Genomic DNA, 19,311 nt, shown 5'->3' on the forward strand with positions numbered 1-19,311 from the left:
AGTTTTCGCGTTTCATTGCCGCTGAGGAAATCTGTGAATCTTTTTCGAACCAAGCCAGTGGAGAGCTTCCTGGCCGATGCCGCGGCACCGGGTCGCCAGCTCAAAAGGACCCTTAACACCTGGGACCTGATGATCATGGGCGTCGCAGTAGCGGTAGGCGCAGGTATTTTCTCCGTGGGTGCCCGTGCCGCAGCCAACTTCTCCGGCCCGGCCGTCACTCTTTCCTTTGTCATCGCCGCCCTCACATGCGCCATGGCGATCATGTGTTACGCGGAATTTGCCACGGCCATCCCGGTGGCCGGATCGGCGTATGTCTTCAGCTACGCGACCATGGGCGAATTTGTCGCGTGGATCATCGGATGGAACCTGGTTCTGGAACTGTTCACTGCTGCTGCGGTGATCGCCAAATACTGGGGCATTTACCTCACCGAAGTCTTCCAGCTCGTGGGAGTACACCTCTCACCCACCATTGAATTAGGCATCGTCACCATGAGCTGGGGGCCCTTCCTGATCGTGGCCTTGTTCACGATCCTGCTAGTGCTTGGCACCAAATTGTCGGCCACGGTTTCAAACGTCTTCACGGTCATCAAAATCGGCGTTGTGCTGTTTGTGATCGTGGTCGGCTTCTTCTACGTTAAAGCCGAAAACTACGCCCCGTTTATCCCCGATGCTGTTCCCTCATCAGCGACGGACGGCACCACCGAAGTCATGAAGCAATCGCTCTTTGCCTTCGCCACCGGCGCTGCCCCGGCCCAGTACGGAATGATGGGCGTCTTCGCCGGCGCGGCACTGGTCTTCTTTGCCTTTGTTGGCTTCGACGTGGTGGCCACCAGTGCAGAAGAGGTCAAGGATCCCAGCAAAACGCTACCCCGAGGCATTTTTGCTGGCCTTGCGCTGACCACGCTGCTTTACATCGGAGTCTCCCTGGCGCTGACCGGCATGGTTTCCTACAAGGATCTGGCAGCCGTGGACACCCCCAACCTGGCCACCGCGTTCACTCTGGTGGGAAATGAAGGCGCAGCCTCGGTCATTGCCGTAGGCTCCCTCATCGGCCTGACCACAGTGGTCATGGTGCTTCTGATGGGTCTCTCGCGTGTGGTGCTGGCCATGAGTCGCGATGGATTGCTTCCATACAGGCTCTCCAAGACCGGTAAACGAAACACTCCGGCACGCATTCAGATCATCTGCGGTTCCTTGGTGGCCATCGTTGCCGGAGTGACCCGCGTTGATGTGTTGGAGGAAATGATCAACATTGGCACACTCTCGGCCTTCGTCGTGGTGAGCTTGGGAATCATCGTCCTGCGCCGCAAGCGCCCGGATCTTAAGCCTGCTTTTCGGGTTCCCTTCGGTCCTTTCATCCCGATCACCTCCGCGCTTCTGTGCACCTACCTGATGCTTAACCTCGCCGTGGAAACCTGGATCTACTTTGCGCTCTGGCTGGCCGTCGGCGTCGTAATCTACTTCGGTTACGGGCAGCGTCATTCCCGGCTCAACGAAAAGTTTGCTCCGCAGATGCAAGCCATTCAAGAAACCGAAGAACGTGCATCGGCTTTGAAGAACTAGTTTCGCCGTGGGGCCCGCTTCTTGGCGGCACCACGACGTTCTGCGCGTAGGGCGCTTAACCGATCCCCATCGGTTAAGCGCCCTACGTGTTTTCGGTGGACCATGGATTCACTCGGCCACAAGTGATCTCGGCACATCCGTCGCCGGCACAGGTGAAACAAGGAGTTGTTTCCTCAAGGCCATCGAGCGCTTCCTCGGATGCCCCCGGCAACCGGTTTCGTTCATCGTTCGGGGGCCGTCCCACGATCCTTCATTTCGGCATAGGACTCCAGCGCCGCAGCGCGTGAGGATTTCAGATCCACGATGGGCTGCGGCGCGCTGAGTGGGGCGAATCGGGTCACATAAGTTCCCCGAGGGTCGAACTTTTTGGCTTGGAGCTCCGGGTTAAAGACCCGGAAGAACGGTGAGGCATCTGCGCCGCATCCGGCGACCCATTGCCAATTAGCGGGGTTCGACGCCGCATCGGCATCCACCAGCGTGTCCCAGAACCACTCTTCTCCCACTCGCCAATGGATCCCTAGATTTTTGATCAGAAAGCTAGCGGTGACCATGCGCACGCGGTTGTGCATCCAACCCGTGTCCCACAGCTGCTTCATCCCCGCATCGACCATCCCGTAGCCGGTCTCCCCGGTTGACCAAGCGATGAAATACTGCCGAATCAGATCATCGTGGTCCTCGCCAGAATCGGAGTCCTTGGGCCAGGACCAGTCGAAGTCGTCATATTCGGGGCGCAAATTCGTGGTCGCCAAATCCGGCTGGTGGTAGAGCAGGTTCCAGCAGAAATCGCGCCATGCCAGTTGGCGCATGATGGACTGTGCGCCGGTGCCCCGTTGTGGATGTTTGCTGATCGTCATGCTCAGCGCCCGCCATACCTGCCCAGGGCTCAGATGCCCCCAGCGCAGTGCCGCGGATAGCCGCGAGGTTCCGTCGATATCCGGGCGGTCTCTAGCATCGAGGTAGTCGCCAGCGATCTCATCAAGCACGAGCTTCAAGCGCTCCTGCGCATCGTCTTCACCGGGGTTCCACACCGCTGCCAGTCCCTGAGACCAATCAGGGCGGGAGGGCAGGAGGGACCAGTCGGCGAGGGAATCGCTGTGCAGACCGAGAGAGCCCAAGGACTGCTGGGGCTCTGGTGTGGGCACCGGCTCTCGCAATGGCAAACGCTGCAGAGCGTTATAGAACGGGGTGAAGACCCTGTAGGGCTTTGACTCCTGAGTCACCGGAACCCATGGTTCGTGCAGCAGGAAGCCAGCGTGGCTGTGAACCTCTGCCCCCGCGGCCCGCACACGCTCCATAACAACAGAATCGGCGGAGCGTTCCGGTCCTCCGTAGCGGCGATTCCAGTGGAGGGATGATGCTCCGGCGAGCTCCACAAGCTCCGGGATCTGCCGCGTAGCTGTACCGCGACGAAGTATTAGCTCTATCCCGAGCGTCGCGAGATTCTTTCGCAGGTCCTCTAGTGCGTGGTGAAGCCACCACTTAGCTGCGCCTCCCAACGGGCGGATCCCCGGGGACTGCTCATCGAGGAGGTAGACCGCGATGGTAGGGCCCGCGTCCATGGCAGACACCAACGCCGGGTTATCGGCGACGCGCAAGTCATCGCGGAACCACATCAGGCTTATTGGTTGGTGTACCACGTTGTTCCTTTCCCTTAGTTTCGACCGCGATTGGCGCCTGAGGGCTCATCGGTGCCGGTCTGATCGCACCTGGACCCATGAGGATCTCCGCGGCATGCCCCCTCTGGTGGGAAGCGAGACGGGGATGGCAGCAGGTGATGTTTTTAGAGCCTGTCACAAACTCGTGTGTTCTCACGCGCGAGTAGATTGTGGCGCCATCTCGATAATTGCTAGCCTAACTAGCTATAAGATCATTGAGCAAGTTAGTGTTTATCCGGTGGGGCATCCCACTTCGGCAGGAACCACCCGACGAAGGAGAACCTGCGATGCAAGAAACAATAAAAGCTTCACTGTCCATCCGAATCGTTTGTGCACTATCCATTCTCGTAGCAGCCCTTGGCGCCTTTATCGGCAGTGGCGCTCTCGGTGGTACACCGATAGCAGAAGCAGCCGATGGCAGGCTCGGAGCAGATGCAACTCTGCTGGCGCCGGGAACCGGTGCATTTGCCATCTGGAGCTTCATCTATACGGCGCTGGTGGTCTACGCCATCTGGCAGATGACCCCGCGAGCCAGCATGAGCCCCACCCAAATGCGAATCCGTTCGCTGGCCGCCGCCTCGGCGATCCTCAACGCACTGTGGATTTTCACCGTGCAACTGGGCTTCTTGGCGCTAAGTGTTGTGGTGATTGTGGTTCTTCTGGTGGTACTCATCATGATGTTCAAGCGCATGCTGAGCCCGCGGCCGTCGAGATTCGAGCTCTGGCTCATGGCCATCACCTTCGGTCCCTACCTCGGATGGGTGAGCGTGGCGACCATCGCAAATATCGCGGCGTGGCTCTCCTCCATGGGAGTGGGAAACCAGGCAGCCTGGGCCCCCGCGTTGGCCTGTGTTCTGGTGGTTGTCGCAGCCTTGATCGGCGCGATGACGGTGCTCTTCTCACGCGGCAGGGTCGCCACGGCACTGGCCATGACCTGGGGCATCGCGTGGATCGGCATTGGACGCAGTGATGGGGGACTTGAGTCTCCCGCCGTCGCGATGACGGCATTCGGCGCAGCCGCCGCACTGTTGCTCTTGGTTGTGGTGGCAGCCGTAAGACGGATAGCTAAGTACCGCATGGACGGAGCGATGCTATGAGCGTCATCGCCGTTACCGGCGCCACCGGGTACATCGGCGGACGATTGGTGCCCTTGCTCCTGGAACAGGGTCACAGCGTCCGAGTGCTCACACGCCGGAAAAATGCCCTCCGCGATGTCCCCTGGAGCCATCAGGTACATATCGTCGAGGGAGACCTCACCGATCTGAAAGCTACGGAAGAACTGTGCGAGGGAGCCACGGTGCTGTACTACCTGGTGCATTCCATGAGCGGGAGCAAAAACTTCGCGCCCCTTGAGGAACGCTGCGCCAGCACGCTGGTGAAGGCCGCGCAAACCCAGGGGATCTCAAGGTTGGTATATCTCTCCGGGTTGCACCCCGAAGGTGAGCTGAGTCGACATCTTTCCTCACGGGTCACCGTGGGTCGAATCCTCGAAGCCAGTGGTATTTCAACGATTACGCTGCAAGCAGGGGTGATCATCGGATCTGGTTCGGCCAGTTTTGAAATGGTCAGGCACCTCACCGACGTGTTGCCGGTGATGCCCGCTCCACGCTGGGTGCTGAACAAGGTCCAACCCATCGCTATTCGCGACGCACTGTACTACTTGAGTCAGTGTGCTCAGTTACCGCCGGAGATTTCCGGCACCTACGACATCGGAGGCCCGCAGGCCCATAGCTACGGCGAGATGATGCGTCTTTATGCCGATGCCGCACAGCTGCGCCGGCCGGTGATTTTGGCTCTTCCCGTGTTGACACCGTGGTTGGCGGCGCAATGGGTCAACCTGGTCACCCCCATTCCACGCGTTCTCGCCGTTCCGCTGGTTGAATCTCTCCAGCACGATTGCGTGATGCGCAATCGCGACATTGATTTGATCATCAAACGCCCGCCACTGGGGCTCACCGGCTATCAACGATCGGTGGAATTGGCGTTGGCCAAGATGCGCAATGACACTGTTGAAACCACCTGGAGCACTGCCCACGCGCTCGCGGCACCGGCGGAGCCACTGCCCTCCGATCCGCAGTGGGCCGGGCAGACCGTCTATACCGATGAGCGTGAGCGCGATTCAGCTGCCTCGCCGGAAGCCGTTTTTGGGGTGATCCAGAGCATCGGTGGAGACACCGGGTATTACTCGTTGCCCGGAGTGTGGGCGCTGCGCGGTGTTATGGACAAACTTGTCGGGGGAGCAGGGCTGAATCGTGGACGGCGCAGCAGGCAACGCCTCGCTTTGGGCGATGCGCTGGATTGGTGGCGGGTGGAGGAGATCGTGCCCGATAGACTGCTTCGTTTGAGAGCGGAAATGAGAGTTCCGGGTCGTGCTTGGCTGGAGCTGTCGGTCGAACCTAACGGCACGGGAAGTCGTTACAGGCAACGCGCGGTCTTTTTCCCCAAGGGTCTTGCCGGACGACTTTATTGGGCTGCGATTCTTCCGTTCCACGGAATCATCTTCTCTTCGATGGCCAGACGTATCACTATTGCTGCCCAGGAGAACGAGCAGCAGCACCATGATGACTGAGCCCCGCAGGTGACTAGGCCTTGGGAGTCGGTATCTCGCCCACGGAGTTGACGCTTGATTCCATATCCTGCGCCGTCTCGGAGAGGAATCGGATAACTACCTCACGTTCGGCGGCCGTCAGCCGTGCCGCAGCGCTAAAACGGGAGGCATGGTGGCGACCGACCTGCTCGCGTGCGGCCATGTGGGTATCCTCTGTCACCGCAAGGCACAGTGAACGGCGATCTGTCGCGTGAGCGGTTCGTTCCACGTGGCCCGCACTTTCAAGCTTGTCGATCATCTTTGTCATCGAAGCGGTGGTTACCCTCAAGTGCTTTGCTAACGCGCTGGGCGTTACTATATCGCCGGTATTCTTCGCCGATATCAAGAAGCGAATTGCTCGCATATCGGTCTCGTTAAGGTTCATGTAGTGCTGGGAAGCGCGAGAAATCTTTCGTTCAACAGATCGCAGTCGGCCCATTTCGGCCATGATCCGCTCAATCTGTTGCAACGCGTCTTCACCCACAGTTGACCTGTCGATCAGCTCGCTTCGAGGGTCGCTCGAAGCCAGGTTGTAGATCGTGGGAAGTTCCTCGTTGTTCAGTGCTGCCATTCCGTCCAAAACCTAAAAAAGTTGATAATCGCTCACCCATGGTACGGCGGAATTGTCAGCTTTTAGGCATTTCAGTACATCAAGGTGCTACTCCACGCCTCACCGAAGGAAGATTTTCTCGACTCTGCCGAAGTGGTGCTGCACGCCGAGACACAAAAAGCGGGTCGTTTCCCTCCTCGAAAACTGAGAGGGGAAACGACCCGCGTTTTTGTATCCGCGCTAACGGAAAAGGTTCTCAAGCCGTCAGATGACGCCCGAAAAGTACTGACTAGAAGGCAGGAACGACGCTTCCATCGGTCCAGGTCTTCTTGATGTAATCGCGGACCTCGTCCGAGTGCAACAGCTCTTCGAGCTTGGCGATAGCCGGAGTCTCTTCACCTTCACGCCATGTGAGGAAGTTGGCATTCGGGTTATCGATGGCTGACTCCTGAGCAACAACCTCGTCCAGATTCAGCTTCGCCTGAACGATGTAATTACCGTTGATCACTGCCAAACCGATGGTCTTGTCCTCGGCGTAGAACTTCGGAACCTGTTCGGAGTTAACTTCCTTGAAAACGAGCTTCTTCGGGTTCTTCACGTCATCGCCGTCAAGGAGCAGTGCCGAATCGGTGTCCTCAAGGCCGGTGAGCAAGCCAGCGGACTCCAGCACACGAAGGCCACGCAGCTGGTTAACCGGGTCGTTGTTCAACAGGACAACGGAACCCTCGGTAACATCGGCGATGTCCTTGAACGTCTTGGAGAAGACGGTCAAGGGCTCAACGTGAATGCCCTTACCGTGTTCGAACTTGTAGCCCTTGGACTTGACTTGGTCTGCCAGGTAGGCCTCGGTCTGGAAGTAATTAGCATCCAAGGTCTTGTCGTCGAGTGCAATATTCGGCGTCAGGTAGTCATCAATCTCGGTGATTTCCAGATCGATGCCAGCATCCTTGGCCAAGTTGTCATCAATGTACTGGAGGATCTTGGCCTGCGGAATCGGGCTGGAACCGACCTTGACGACGGTCGGGTTGGCCGGGTCGAGTGTTGCTTCCGCGCTGGGGGTAGTGGCGGCGCCACCGCCGCAAGCCGTCAGTGCGAATAGCGTGGCGACACCAGTCAGGGCAAGTGCGAGTTTCTTACGCATAGGATGCGCTTCCTTTTCATCAAGATCCAGTGTCGGTGACAGTGGATAGCAAAAGCAGCTAGCGGCTACTGGCTGCACGCCGGCGGGATGAACCGTCGGAATTCTGAAAGGTTGGGGCGGCACCCCGACCTGTTTAGCGGTGGTCTACCAGGCGAGCGAACCAGTCGCCGAGAACCTGAACGATCTGAACCAGCAACACAATGATCACGATGGTAACGATCATGATGGTGGCGTCATAGCGCTGGAAACCGTAGTTGTAAGCAAGTCGTCCCAGACCGCCACCGCCAACGAGGCCAGCCATGGCCGAGTACCCGATGAGGGTCACAAGGGTGGTGGTCGTTGCGGCAATGATGCCCGGCATGGCTTCCGGGACCAAGACCTTTCGAACCACCTGCATGCGCGTGGAACCCATGACCAAGGCGGCATCAATCTTGCCGGCGGAGACATCGCGAAGAGCGGTTTCCACTAGTCGAGCGAAGAACGGGATGGTGCCGATGGTCAGCGAAACCGACGCAGCAATTGGGCCCAACGAGGTACCCACCAGCGCGGAGGCCAGGGGGATCAACGAGACCATGAGGATCGCGAAGGGGATAGACCTGGTGATGTTAACGATGATGCCCGAAAGCAATACGTTCAGCCCGCGGTTTGGCGTCAAGCCGCCCTTGGCGGTGTTCAGCAGCAAAATGCCCAGAGGCAAGCCCACGACAACGGTGAAAAGTCCGGAGATGCCCACCATTTGCAGCGTCTCAAGGAAGGCCGGCCACATGGCCTTGGTGATACCAGGATTGGTCATCAAGTCATTAAAGAAGTCCATGTTTACTTAGCCTCCTTCAGGGTTACTGCGACACCATTGGCGATCAGGTGTGCGGTGATGGCGTTGATGTCTGATCCTTCGGGAAGTTGAATGCGCAGATGCGCAAATTGGTGCTCACCCAAGTTCTCTACCGAACCTGCCAGCACATTCACGTCAAGATTAAAGGTGCGCGAGATCGAGGAGATGATTGGCTCGGCAGCGCTGGCCCCGGAGTACAGAAGGTCCAGAACCGTGCCTGCTGGAAGCTGCGCGGGCAGATCCCCGGGCATGGGCAGCAATGCCTGAGAAAGTCGGCCGGCCGGGTTAGCAACTACCTTTTCGATGTCGCCGTGCTCAACGATGCGTCCTGCTTCTAGCAGGGAAACCGAATCACAAGCCTGCTTCACCACATTCATCTCGTGGGTAATGATCAACACCGTGAGGTTCAACCTGTCACGCACCGACTTGATCAGTGCAAGGATCTCGTCGGTGGTCTTGGGGTCCAGCGCGCTGGTGGGTTCGTCGCAAAGCAGCACATCGGGGTCCGAGGACAGAGCGCGGGCAATGCCCACACGCTGGCGCTGACCGCCGGAAAGCTGCGAGGGGTACGCATCAGCAAAGTTGGTCAGGCCCACAAGTTCCAGAAGAGCTGAAACTTTCTCGTTGATCGTTGACTTGGGAGTGCCGATCAATTCCAGAGGGAAGGCCACGTTTTGAGCTGTGGTGCGCGAATCCATGAGGTTCGCGTGCTGGAAGACCATGCCGATGCGTCGTCTCGCGGTGCGCAAATCCGTATCCGACACGTTGGCGAGTTCCTTGTTGTTCACAGCAACTGACCCAGAAGTGGGGCGATCGAGCAGCGTCAGGCACCGAACGAGTGTCGATTTTCCTGCACCTGAATGGCCGATAATGCCGTGAATTTGGCCGGCTTCGACGTGTAAGGAAACACCATCAAGGGCAACGACCGTGCGGTCGCCCTGCTGGTAGACCTTGCGCAGGTCGGTGACTGTGATCAAAAGGGGTGTCCTTAGCAATCAAAAGGAAAAGGGGTACTGAACATTCAACCACTATCGAACGAATGCGGCGCAATCGCGCATCATTGGTCGATTTTTTGCAAAGGATGATTGCCGCGGAGTAGTTAGTTGTTGAATCCATGCGAATTCCACGGTTTTTTCGAAGAAATCAATGTCTGGCGACGAGAAAATCGAGAGGCTGGTTACCCGAACGTAGGGTGAACCCTCTCACGCGAGCAATAAAACGTAAAATATTGCGTCATCTTTGCGGCATTTGGTCTGTAAAGCGCACTTCAGCTTCGGCTTGCACTCGATCTGATGAGCCGAGGCGTCGCGCCTTGCGATCAACCGGAAGCGTCGAAGGCGCCGCTCCCTCAGGGAGCGGCGCCTTCGACGGTGAGGTCAGCGGATCAGCGTTTGACCGGCCACTGACCATCGACCACAGTTTCTGGGTTCTTGCGACGGAAGAATTCCTGAAGGCTGGCAGCTTGTTCAGCCGCCCATCCAATCTGGGCTGCGTGCAGTTCTGTGGGATCAATCTGAAGCTGCGGGTATTTGGCTGCCTGCGCGTCGGCAATACCGATGGTCGCGGCAGCATCCGCCGCCGATGTGTGTGCGTTGAGCAGCTGCACGCCGTAGAACTCGCTCATCACCGAGAGGGTGCGCTTTCCGCGGCGGTACTTATCGACCTGCTTGTCAACGATGTACGGGTCAATAACCGGGGTTGGATTGAGCTGCTCCAAGGAGTAACGATTCGCCTCGGCCTGAAGCACCGTGAAGTCGTAGGCGGCGTTAAACGCCATCACCGGCATGGTTTGGAATAGATCTGCCAGGTAAGCAGAGATTTCAGCGACAGCAGTAGCGGCGTCCACGCCTTCGGCTTGCGCCTTGGCGGTGGTGATGCCGTGAATTTCTGAAGCCTCGACAGGAATAGCAATGCCGGGGTTGACCAGCCATTCCTTGGTGTGCAGGATTTCTGATCGCCCATTAACCACGACGATAGACGCGGTCACGATGCGAGCCTCATGTGGATCTCGACCAGTGGTTTCCAGGTCGAAGGCGGCGCGGGGAAGGTTATGCCATGAAGTCATGGAAACAACGCTACCGGGAATCGACGACACTTTGTCCCATCGCAGCGCGGTGGTGGAGGAAGAGAGAGCGGTGAAGCCGATAATAGAGGCTGGGGAAACATCACGAACGAGGAGCAAGAGTGGATCGAGGCAGTGATTCCAGTCGTCCCGGCGCCGCGATCACCGAAGATGGTGCATCGGGCACAGCCGTGGGTCTCGATTACGACGAGGCAGTGTTCGCCGTCGTTGAGTTAATCCCCTCCGGCAAGGTGCTGGCCTATGGAGACATTGCCGAATTGCTCGGCATTGGTGGAGCTCGACAAGTCGGCAAGGCCATGGGTAGGGGCGACTCCAACGCCACCTGGTGGCGGGTCATCCGCTCCAACGGAACCTTGCCAAGCGATTTGCAACCGCTCGCCGAAAGCCATTGGGAAGCGGAGGGCACACCCAGGACGCCGACGCGGGTCCGAATGAATGTGGCCCGTTGGGAACCCACCGACGCGGAGCACACTCGCATCGACGGCATCGCCGAATTACTGCCGATGCCAAATCGACACCCTCGAATGATCTGATGGAGAACATGGACACCACCAACACAGCTAATCCGACACGCACGGAACAGCTGAGTTCAGAGGAGCACGTGCCCGCAGACTCGGCGCAGCAGGCACTGCTGGAGCTGACGCCCGGTCATGGGCCCGTGCTGGTGTTGGGAGGCCCTGGAACCGGAAAGACGTCGACGTTGCTACGGGTGCTGACCACCCGTCTAGCGGCAGGACTTGATCCGCAGCGGGTGCTGGTGCTTTCACCGACACGTGCCGCAGCCGCGCTTCTGCGCGATGACCTCTCGGCCGGTACCGACAAAACCTTTTCAGAACCCGCGGTACGCACCTGGTCGGCATATGCCTTTGACCTGATCCGCAGGGCGCGGTTGGACGGACTCTTACCGGAGCTCCAGCGGCCTCCTCGGCTGCTGTCCGGTCCCGAACAAGACACCTTGATCGGACATCTCCTTCAGGGCCATGCCCAGGGCATCACACCCGGCCCGTCATGGCCCGAATCGCTGGGCGAAGCCATCGGCACCCGTGGTTTCCGCAAGGAATTGCGAGAACTTTTTGACCGGATCTCCGAACACGGACTTGAGGCGGGCGCGCTTCAGGACCTGGGTGAAAATCTTAAGCGTCCAGAATGGGTCGCCGCTGCCCAGTTCTATCAGGAATATCGGGACCTCTTGGATTTGGGTAGCGCCGAGGCATTTGACCCAGCAGGGCTATTGGCCGCGGCAGCAAACATCCTGGAAGAGAACCCAGAGTTCCTCAACGCTGAACACGAGCGCCTCCAGCTGGTCATGGTCGATGACCTCCAGGAAGCCAATCCTGCCCAGCATCGTTTGCTCGCGCTGCTTGCTCGGGGACGTGACCTGATGGCCTTCGCCGTGCCAGATAATGTCGTTCAAGGCTTCCGTGGTGCTCGGCCGGACATGCTCGGAGAATTCGAGACGCGCCTAGGTACCGAAGCGGACCCGGCCCACATCATGGAATTGCAGATCTCCCACCGACTCGATGGCGAACTGGCCACCGCATGGGGACAGGTCGCTCGTCGCATACCCGTGGCAGCTGGTGTTGCGGGCAGGATCCTCTCCTTCCCGGAGGCCACTAGCGACAGCGAGGCAGCCGGCGAAGTTCAGACGTCGAGCCCAGAACTCGTGGACGATGCTGAAAATGGGCCGGTCACGGATAACGCTGCAGCTGAGACACTTCCTCTAGCATCGCCCCCGGGCAGCCTTGAAGTTCTTCTGGTTGATTCGCCCATCCACGAACAACGCCTCGTGGCCCAGCGCCTACTCGAAGAACACCTGATCCACCACCGCCCGCTGGATTCCATGGCCGTGATTCTGCGCAATGGCTCCCAAGTACGATCCATGTCCAAGTACCTTGCGGGCGCCGGCATCGCGGTAAATACCCCGCCCGCCGAAACGCCCCTGCGGGAAGAACCAGCGGTTCGCCCGCTACTTGACCTGATGCAATTGGCCTTGGCCCCCGAGGCCCAACAGGATCCTTTACTGCTTCAAGAACTCTTAATGTCGCGCTATGCCAACGCCTCGGCGTTGGACGTGCGACGGCTGCGCCAAGGATTGCGCCGTCACGAAGTCGCCAACGGCGGCAACCGCTCAAGTGCCGAGTTGCTCACGGGGATGCTAGATCAGTTGGAACTTTTGGGGAACATGGGTCGCGAGGCGGCAGGAGCCCGACGCCTGGCACGGATGTACCAAGCACTTCTCGCCGAACTTGGTAGTGGCAATATGAACGCCGAAACAGCACTTTGGGCGTTGTGGGCGGCCAGCGGAATGGCCGAGAAGTGGAGTGCAGCGGCACTGGAAGGCGGCATCCTCGGTACTCGGGCCGACCACGATCTTGATGCCATGCTGGCAATCTTCCAATCCGCCGAACGCTTTGTTGACCAGTTGCCCGGTTCCTCCGTCACCCAATTTGTTGAGCACGTGTTGGGGCAAGAACTGCCCATGGATACTCTGGCCAATCGAGGCGGAAGTGCTGCCTCCGTCCAGGTGCTCACCACCGCAGCGGCGGCAGGGCTCGAATGGGAATTGGTATTGGTACCCGGGATGCAGGAAGGGATCTGGCCCAACACCAAACTGCGTGGTGAATTGCTCGGCGGTGGCGCACTGAGTGATGTGATTGAACACGGCCCGGAAATTCTTCCCACCCGCAATATCGCCTCGCTCATCCGCGAGACGCGCGCAGATGAGTTACGCACCTTCGCCAATGCGATTTCTCGCGCGAAATCCAAAGTCATCGCCATCGCGGTGGCTTCTGACGATACTCAACCGTCTTCCTTCCTCGACATCGTTGATCCACAGGGCGCTGTTACCGGGCGCAACCCTGTCTTTGTTCCGCGGCCACGCACCCTCGGAGCACTGGTTGCCGAATTGCGCCAAGCCGCCGAGGCCACGGCCCTCGACGAATCACGTGAACCTCTGCACAGCGACGCCACGGAGGTACTTGGCACCCTGGCTGCTGCATCGCGTCCGATCCGTGGCGCGCATCCTGCCAGCTGGTGGGGCTTGGCGGAGATCACCTCTACCGGGCCGGTGGTACCGACCGGGGAACCAGTTAAGGTTTCACCCTCCAAGGTTGAATCGGTGATGAACTCACCGCTGAACTGGTTTGTCCAAGCCGCCGGGGGAGAAGCTGCCACCGACTTTGCCCGTTCTCTGGGCACCCTGGTGCACTCAATCGCCGAGGAACACCCCCAAGCCAGTGGCGGTGAATATCTGGAAGTACTTGAGCAACGCTGGGCAGAACTGGAAATGCCGAGCAACTGGGAGGGCGCACGGGATCGTGAACGCGCCGAAGACATGCTCAAGAAGCTGGCCCAATACAACGTCATGATGCGTACCGAGCATCGCACCCTGATCGGCCGCGAGATCTCCTTCGAGATCATCATTCCCGCCGTGACAGCCGACATGGAATCAGGAGCGGTCGAACCTCGCGATGCACTGCTGCGCGGCGTGGTTGACCGCGTTGAGGCAGACGAAGCAGGCAATCCGTGGGTCGTTGACCTGAAGACCGGCAAATCTCAGCCCAGCGGCAAGGACGTGGAGAAGCACCCGCAACTGGGCGCCTACCAAGCGGCCATCATCAACGGTGCGCTCGCCGGAAAAACACCGGTGGAACTCACTCGCGTGCCAGCAGGCGCCTCGTTGGTGCAATTGGGAACCACCACCAAGTCCCCGCGCGAGCAGGCCCAACCAGCCATCACCGAGACTGATTGGGCCACACCCATGGTGCTGGCAGCCGCAGCATTGATGGGTGACGCAGATTTCCTCTCCCGCCATGACCCAGCCCGAGGTGGCCGCAGCGGGAGTAACTGCCGCTTGCCGGGTATCTGTCCATTGTGTTCCGAAGGAAGGCAGGTCACCGAGCCGTGAGCCGCACCCAAACCCCATCCGAATCTGTGCATGAGGACGTCGTCGGCGGCCCGGCCACCGTGGAACCGGAAGGGCGTATCTATTCACCGGAGGAGCTCTCCGAGATCCTCGGACAGCATCAGCCCACCCCCGAGCAGTCGGCCATCATTTCCTCCCCGCTTGAACCACTGCTGGTTATTGCCGGCGCTGGATCGGGAAAGACTGCCACCATGGCCGATCGGGTCATTTGGCTGGTGGCCAACAAAAAGGTGCGCCCGGAGGAAATTCTTGGCGTGACGTTCACCCGCAAGGCGGCCGGCGAACTTGCCCAACGTATCCGCGGTCAATTGGAGAAGCTGGCACGTTCTGGCCTGCTAGAACTCGAAGCCGAAGGCCTGCTGGATCCCTCGGTTTCGACCTACCATTCCTATGCCAACACGTTGGTCAAGGAGCACGGGCTGCGCATCGGCGTCGAGTCCGATACCGCGTTACTCGGCACCGCTCAGGCCTGGCAGGTAGCAGCGGCAGTCGTCGAGGGTTACACGGGGGACTATGAGCATCTGGCGTCCTCCAAAAACACGTTGATCGATGCCGTGGTGACCTTCGCGGGGGAATGCGCTGAGCACCTCGTCGCCCCCGCGGAAGCAAAGGCTTGGATCGACGAGCTGGTGGGACAACTTGAGTCCCTGCCGTATCGGATCGATAAGCCGGCAGCCCCCTCCGTGGAGGCCCGCAAACTGTTAGATAAGTTGCGAACGCGTGCCACCATCGCCGAACTTGCCCTTGACTATGCTCATGCCAAGGCGGCACGCGGCGCCTTGGACTATGGGGATCTGGTGGCGCTGGCCGCTCGTATTGCCCGGGAAATCCCGGAGGCGGCACACAGCGAACGGGCCCGCTTCAAGGTGGTGCTGCTCGATGAATTCCAAGACACCTCGCACGCGCAGATGGTGCTCTTCTCGTGCATCTTCGGTGAAGGGCATGCGCTCACCGCGGTGGGTGACCCGAATCAGTCAATCTACGGTTTCCGTGGCGCTTCGGCCGGTCAGCTCTTCCGTTTCCCAACCGAATTCCCTGCCCGGGTAGCACCGCAAGACGGGGCAAGCAGTGAACTGCGTCCTGCGTCCGTGGCCTATCTGAGTACCGCCTGGCGCAACTCTAAAAACGTGCTTTCCGCCGCTAACGCCGTCTCTGCGCGGTTGAATTCCGTGGCACCGGCAGGCATCTCCGTCCCCGCGCTTAAACCCAGCGCTTTCGCCGGGGAAGGCCGGGTGGAATTGGCTAGATATGCCACCGGTGGGCAAGAGGCGGCAGCACTCGCAGCTCGATTCATTATCGAACGCGCATCATTTGCCAGCGCCCACGGGCGCAACCCCTCCATGGCGGTGCTTTGTCGCACCCGTTCGCAGTTGACTCCGATTTCGCGGGGGCTGGAGGACGCGGGAATTCCGTATGAAATCTTAGGTCTCGGCGGATTGCTGAGCATGCCCGAGGTCAGCGACATCGTTGCCACGCTGAATGTGCTGGTTGACCCTAACCGCTCGGATCATCTGCTGAGGCTTCTCGCCGGCGCCCGTTGGCGCATCGGGCCAGCGGACCTCATGGCCTTTGCCGACTGGTCGCGCTTCTTGGCGAGGCGGCGAGAATTTGCGCTCAAGGAGGGGGGAAAAGAGGACCTTGAGACCAGCGAAAGCGCCGAGGACCTCACCCGCGCCGAGGCCAGAGCCGAACTTAATGACGCGGCGAGCCTCATCGAAGCCCTCGATTACCTTCCACATCCCGACTGGGTATCGGGCGATGGTCGATCATTGGGCGCCACAGCCCTGGCTCGCCTGACAAAACTGCGTGATGAGCTGCGGTATCTACGCGGCTTTATCGACGATGACCTCGACACCCTGCTGCGCGAGACAGAACGCGCCATGGGCCTGGATATCGAGGTTGCAGCGAAGCCAGGTGTGGGAATTCACGAGGCGAGACGTCATCTCGATGCCTTTGCCGATATCGCCCAGGACTATTCGAGCACTTCCACCCGGGTGGACCTTGCCGGTTTCCTGACCTGGTTGGAGGCAGCGGCCGAGAAGGAAGGCGGCTTAGCAATTGTCCCCGGGGAATCAAACCCCGATGCCGTGCAATTGCTGACGATCCATGCTTCCAAGGGTCTGGAATGGGACGTGGTTGCCGTGACGGGCATGAATGAAGGGATTTTCCCCAGCGCTAATGACTCGCGCTGGACCAGCGGAGACTCCGCTCTTCCCTGGCCACTGCGCGGCGACAAACATGATTTGCCGCAATGGGACACCGACCAAGAATGCCTTTTCGACGTGGTGAAGGCCGAGGCCATGTTCAAGTCCGAGGTGTTGAATCATGCCGAGCTGGAGGAACGGCGACTTGCCTATGTCGCACTGACCCGAGCTAAATCGTTGTTGATCTGCTCGGCGACGGCCTGGACCGGAACGCGCACCAAACTCACCGACGCCTCGAGTTTCCTGCTGGACATGCGCCCACTGAGCGAGGGGGAAAAGCCCGCTGCCGTCGTGGCAGAGTGGGTTGACGATGAGGATGCGCCGGAGGCTAACCCGTTCCGTGAACAACCGTTGGAAGCTCGGTGGCCCTACGACCCGTTGGAAGGCCCCTCCATCACCGGCGGAGGTGTGCTGCGCCCGCGCCCACCGGGGCGCCGCGCCAAATTGGAGGCCGCGGCCGAAGCGGTGCTCACCGCCGCGGATCGGGTCGCACGGGGTGTGCCTCCCCTAACGGAGGAGAGCGAATCGGCGGAAGCTGCTGCGTGGAATACACCCACGGGCAAGAACTGGTTCAAGGAAGCCGAGCTACTGCTGGCCCGCCGCGAGCAGGAAGCTGCTGAGGAACGTACCATCGGCATTCCCAAGCACGTGCGAGCCTCGGTGTTTGTGGACCTGGCCACCGATGCAAAAACCGTGCTGGCAGAATTGCGTCGTCCCATCCCGCGCCGTCCCGGCACCGCCGCTCGCCGTGGCACAGCCTTCCACGCATGGCTGGAGGAGTACTTTGACTCCACCGGAATGCTGGAACTTGGCGAGTACATGGAAGCCGCGGATGCCTATATCGATGATGCTCTTGATCTGGAGGACATGAAGAACTCCTTCCTGGAGTCCGAATGGGCCGATCGACAGCCAGCCTACGTGGAGGCTGCCATCGAAACGCGTATCGGTCCGGTGTCGGTGCGCGGGCGCATCGACGCAATCTTCCAAGAGGCCGACGGCGCGTGGTTGTTGGTGGATTGGAAAACCGGGCGGGTGCCTCGAGGCGAAGAACTACGCATCAAGGCGCTGCAGCTAGCGGTGTACCGGTTGGGTTGGGCACGATTGCGCGGAATCGAGGTTTCGCAGGTGCGTGCGGCGTTCTACTACGTGGGTTCGGGCATCACCATTAGGCCGCATGATCTGGCAGAGGAAGCCGAGCTTGAGGCCCTGATCACCGAGTCCATGGCGGAATTGCAGCAAGCACCACGCAGCGACTCTTAGGGCAAAGCAGCGAAGAGGCGCCAGCCCTTAATGGTTGGCGCCTCTTCACAGATTGAGCAGGTAGCCTCGGCTACTTCGGATCCAATTTCTGAATGGGGATCGCGTTGGTTTCGGGCTCGATGACCTTGGAACCCGCCGTATCCTTTTCCTTTTTCGAGGAGTCGGAGTCGGCCTTCACCATGGGGCGCGGCTCGTTGGACGGCTTGGCCGGCGCTGAAACGGGCTGCGGCGGCGTTGACGGCTTAGCCGGCTTTGACGGGATGGCCTGCACCGGAACCGGAACGATTCTCATGGCCGAGGTGGCCGGTTCGAGAGACGAAACCTCTCCGTCGTTCGCATCCGATTCATCTTCGTCAACATCGGTCGCTTCGTCAGTATCCGCTACTCCCACGTTCTTAATTGCGGAGACCGGGACGGGCTGCTCGTCCTCTTCGTTGCCAGCACGCTGGGCACGCGGTGGTTCAACGACAGAAATGGGTTGCCCGCCGTATTCGGCGATGTCGGAATCTAGTTCCTCGAGCATCAGTTTCGCCTCGGCAATGCGTTGCGCGTCGCCGCCAGCGATGGCCTTAACCAGCCACTGCGCCAGTGCAAATTCGGCGGCCAAGGAGGCGCGGCGCATGATGTGCGGATCGGCACGGTCACCGCGCACCGAAATGTAGCTTTCGAATGTTGCATCGGCGAAGGATTGCTCGTGCACGGCCGCCAACCAGGCAAAGTCATCGGCGGGGTCGCCGACCTGAAGATCGGTCCAGCCATTCACCGCAACCACCTTGGCATCTTGCACCAGGAGTTGATCTTCGTGCAGGTCGCCGTGGATGACCGTGGCATTAAAGCGCCACAGGGCCACATCCTCTAGCGCATGTTCCCAACGTCGCAGCAGGCGGGAGGGAATCATTCCGGTGGTTGCCGCCGCATCTAGTTCATTGAGCCGGCGTTGGCGTACCTGTTCGGCGGTGTACGCGGGTAGGTCCGCACGATCGATCGCCGAATCTGGCATCGAGTGGATGGCGGCCATCACGATACCTAGGTCACGGGCGCAGCGTGAGCCGAGGGAGACCAGGTCTTCAAGAGAGTACTGCCGACCGGGCAGGTAGTTATAAACGAAGGTGCGCAGCGGGCCCTGCCGCACGGTACCGGCGACAGAGGGTAACTGGAACGGGAGCGAGGCACGGATGCCAGCAGAAAAGGCACGCAGCGCCGCCAGCTCAGATTCAAGGCGCATGCTGGCTTCTTCGTGGCGCGGGGAGCGCACCCGCCAGCGGTTCTTAGCGGCGTCAACAATGAGCACTGAGTCGAAGTCGTTGCCGTCGTCCGGCAGCGTGGCCACGCCCGTGGGGGCCAAGCCGGGTACCGCGGCGGTGGCGATGGCAGCGAGTTCCATGGGAGAGCGTTTCACATCATCCACCGTAGACCGAGTCAGCCGGGCCGTCGCTCTCGAGCGGCGGCGAGTCGTGGCTTTCGCTAGTAAATCGCTCACGAGTGAGGCACGTACACGCCAAAGGAAGTAC

At 59.8% G+C, this 19,311-nt stretch carries 13 protein-coding genes; 6 read left to right on the forward strand and 7 right to left on the reverse strand.

The window, feature by feature from the left end; genetic code table 11:
* The first annotated feature begins 33 nt into the window (after window positions 1-33).
* Window positions 34-1,563 (forward strand): amino acid permease, encoded by a 1,530-nt coding sequence (locus HED64_RS06785; RefSeq protein ID WP_168151312.1) that lies wholly within the window; start codon window positions 34-36, stop codon window positions 1,561-1,563.
* 221 nt (window positions 1,564-1,784) lie between these two features.
* Here HED64_RS06785 and HED64_RS06790 read toward each other — a convergent pair whose 3' ends face one another.
* Complete coding sequence (locus HED64_RS06790) at window positions 1,785-3,176, reverse strand: cryptochrome/photolyase family protein (protein WP_168151465.1); 1,392 nt, start codon at window positions 3,174-3,176, stop codon at window positions 1,785-1,787.
* 329 nt (window positions 3,177-3,505) lie between these two features.
* Here HED64_RS06790 and HED64_RS06795 point away from each other — a divergent pair, with 329 nt between their 5' ends.
* Both HED64_RS06795 and HED64_RS06800 read left to right on the forward strand, forming a co-directional pair.
* Window positions 3,506-4,315, forward strand: coding sequence for a tryptophan-rich sensory protein (locus HED64_RS06795; RefSeq protein ID WP_168151313.1), 810 nt, complete (start codon window positions 3,506-3,508; stop codon window positions 4,313-4,315).
* Window positions 4,312-5,787 carry an SDR family oxidoreductase gene (locus HED64_RS06800; RefSeq protein ID WP_168151314.1) on the forward strand — a complete coding sequence of 492 codons (1,476 nt, stop codon included), beginning with the start codon at window positions 4,312-4,314 and terminating at the stop codon, window positions 5,785-5,787. Before HED64_RS06795 ends, HED64_RS06800 begins: the two co-directional genes overlap by 4 nt.
* 13 nt (window positions 5,788-5,800) lie before the next feature.
* Here the strand turns inward: HED64_RS06800 and HED64_RS06805 are convergent, their stop codons facing one another.
* From HED64_RS06805 to HED64_RS06825, 5 genes are all read right to left on the reverse strand, one after another.
* On the reverse strand, window positions 5,801-6,376 hold the full coding sequence (locus HED64_RS06805; RefSeq protein ID WP_168151315.1) for a MarR family winged helix-turn-helix transcriptional regulator: 576 nt from the start codon (window positions 6,374-6,376) through the stop codon (window positions 5,801-5,803).
* A gap of 268 nt (window positions 6,377-6,644) precedes the next feature.
* On the reverse strand, window positions 6,645-7,496 hold the full coding sequence (locus tag HED64_RS06810) for a MetQ/NlpA family ABC transporter substrate-binding protein (RefSeq protein ID WP_168151316.1): 852 nt from the start codon (window positions 7,494-7,496) through the stop codon (window positions 6,645-6,647).
* 133 nt (window positions 7,497-7,629) lie between these two features.
* Entirely contained in the window at window positions 7,630-8,310 is a 681-nt protein-coding gene (locus HED64_RS06815; RefSeq protein WP_168151317.1) for a methionine ABC transporter permease, read from the reverse strand.
* Window positions 8,311-8,312: 2 nt separating this feature from the next.
* The gene (locus HED64_RS06820) at window positions 8,313-9,305 is read right to left on the reverse strand and encodes a methionine ABC transporter ATP-binding protein (protein ID WP_168151318.1); all 993 of its coding nucleotides are present in this window, start codon (window positions 9,303-9,305) and stop codon (window positions 8,313-8,315) included.
* A gap of 407 nt (window positions 9,306-9,712) precedes the next feature.
* Window positions 9,713-10,393: a 3'-5' exonuclease gene (locus HED64_RS06825; protein ID WP_168151319.1), complete on the reverse strand. Its 681-nt coding sequence runs from the start codon at window positions 10,391-10,393 to the stop codon at window positions 9,713-9,715.
* 119 nt (window positions 10,394-10,512) lie between these two features.
* Between HED64_RS06825 and HED64_RS20035 the strand changes: the two genes are divergently transcribed.
* Genes HED64_RS20035 through HED64_RS06840 form a run of 3 tightly spaced genes read left to right on the forward strand, consistent with a single transcriptional unit; the run spans window position 10,513 to window position 17,800 of the window.
* Entirely contained in the window at window positions 10,513-10,944 is a 432-nt protein-coding gene (locus HED64_RS20035; RefSeq protein ID WP_342590664.1) for an MGMT family protein, read from the forward strand.
* The gene (locus tag HED64_RS06835) at window positions 10,944-14,318 is read left to right on the forward strand and encodes an ATP-dependent helicase (protein ID WP_168151320.1); all 3,375 of its coding nucleotides are present in this window, start codon (window positions 10,944-10,946) and stop codon (window positions 14,316-14,318) included. Before HED64_RS20035 ends, HED64_RS06835 begins: the two co-directional genes overlap by 1 nt.
* A gap of 26 nt (window positions 14,319-14,344) precedes the next feature.
* A complete protein-coding gene (locus HED64_RS06840; protein WP_168151467.1) occupies window positions 14,345-17,800 on the forward strand; it encodes an ATP-dependent helicase in 3,456 nt (1,151 codons plus the stop codon).
* Between the two features lie 70 nt (window positions 17,801-17,870).
* On the opposite strand, the gene HED64_RS06845 is transcribed toward HED64_RS06840, so the two are convergent.
* Window positions 17,871-19,199, reverse strand: coding sequence for a phosphotransferase (locus HED64_RS06845; RefSeq protein WP_342590666.1), 1,329 nt, complete (start codon window positions 19,197-19,199; stop codon window positions 17,871-17,873).
* Window positions 19,200-19,311 lie beyond the last annotated feature (112 nt).

Source organism: Paeniglutamicibacter terrestris (assembly GCF_012271785.1).
Classification (GTDB): domain Bacteria; phylum Actinomycetota; class Actinomycetes; order Actinomycetales; family Micrococcaceae; genus Paeniglutamicibacter; species Paeniglutamicibacter terrestris.

Coding starts and splice junctions, on each gene's coding strand:
- HED64_RS06835 (WP_168151320.1), top strand. CDS start 10,944: ATGGAGAACATGGACACCACCAACACAGCTAATCCGACACGCACGGAA.
- HED64_RS06795 (WP_168151313.1), top strand. CDS start 3,506: ATGCAAGAAACAATAAAAGCTTCACTGTCCATCCGAATCGTTTGTGCA.
- HED64_RS06825 (WP_168151319.1), bottom strand. CDS start 10,393: ATGACTTCATGGCATAACCTTCCCCGCGCCGCCTTCGACCTGGAAACC.
- HED64_RS06800 (WP_168151314.1), top strand. CDS start 4,312: ATGAGCGTCATCGCCGTTACCGGCGCCACCGGGTACATCGGCGGACGA.
- HED64_RS06815 (WP_168151317.1), bottom strand. CDS start 8,310: ATGGACTTCTTTAATGACTTGATGACCAATCCTGGTATCACCAAGGCC.
- HED64_RS06790 (WP_168151465.1), bottom strand. CDS start 3,176: ATGTGGTTCCGCGATGACTTGCGCGTCGCCGATAACCCGGCGTTGGTG.
- HED64_RS06805 (WP_168151315.1), bottom strand. CDS start 6,376: ATGGCAGCACTGAACAACGAGGAACTTCCCACGATCTACAACCTGGCT.
- HED64_RS06810 (WP_168151316.1), bottom strand. CDS start 7,496: ATGCGTAAGAAACTCGCACTTGCCCTGACTGGTGTCGCCACGCTATTC.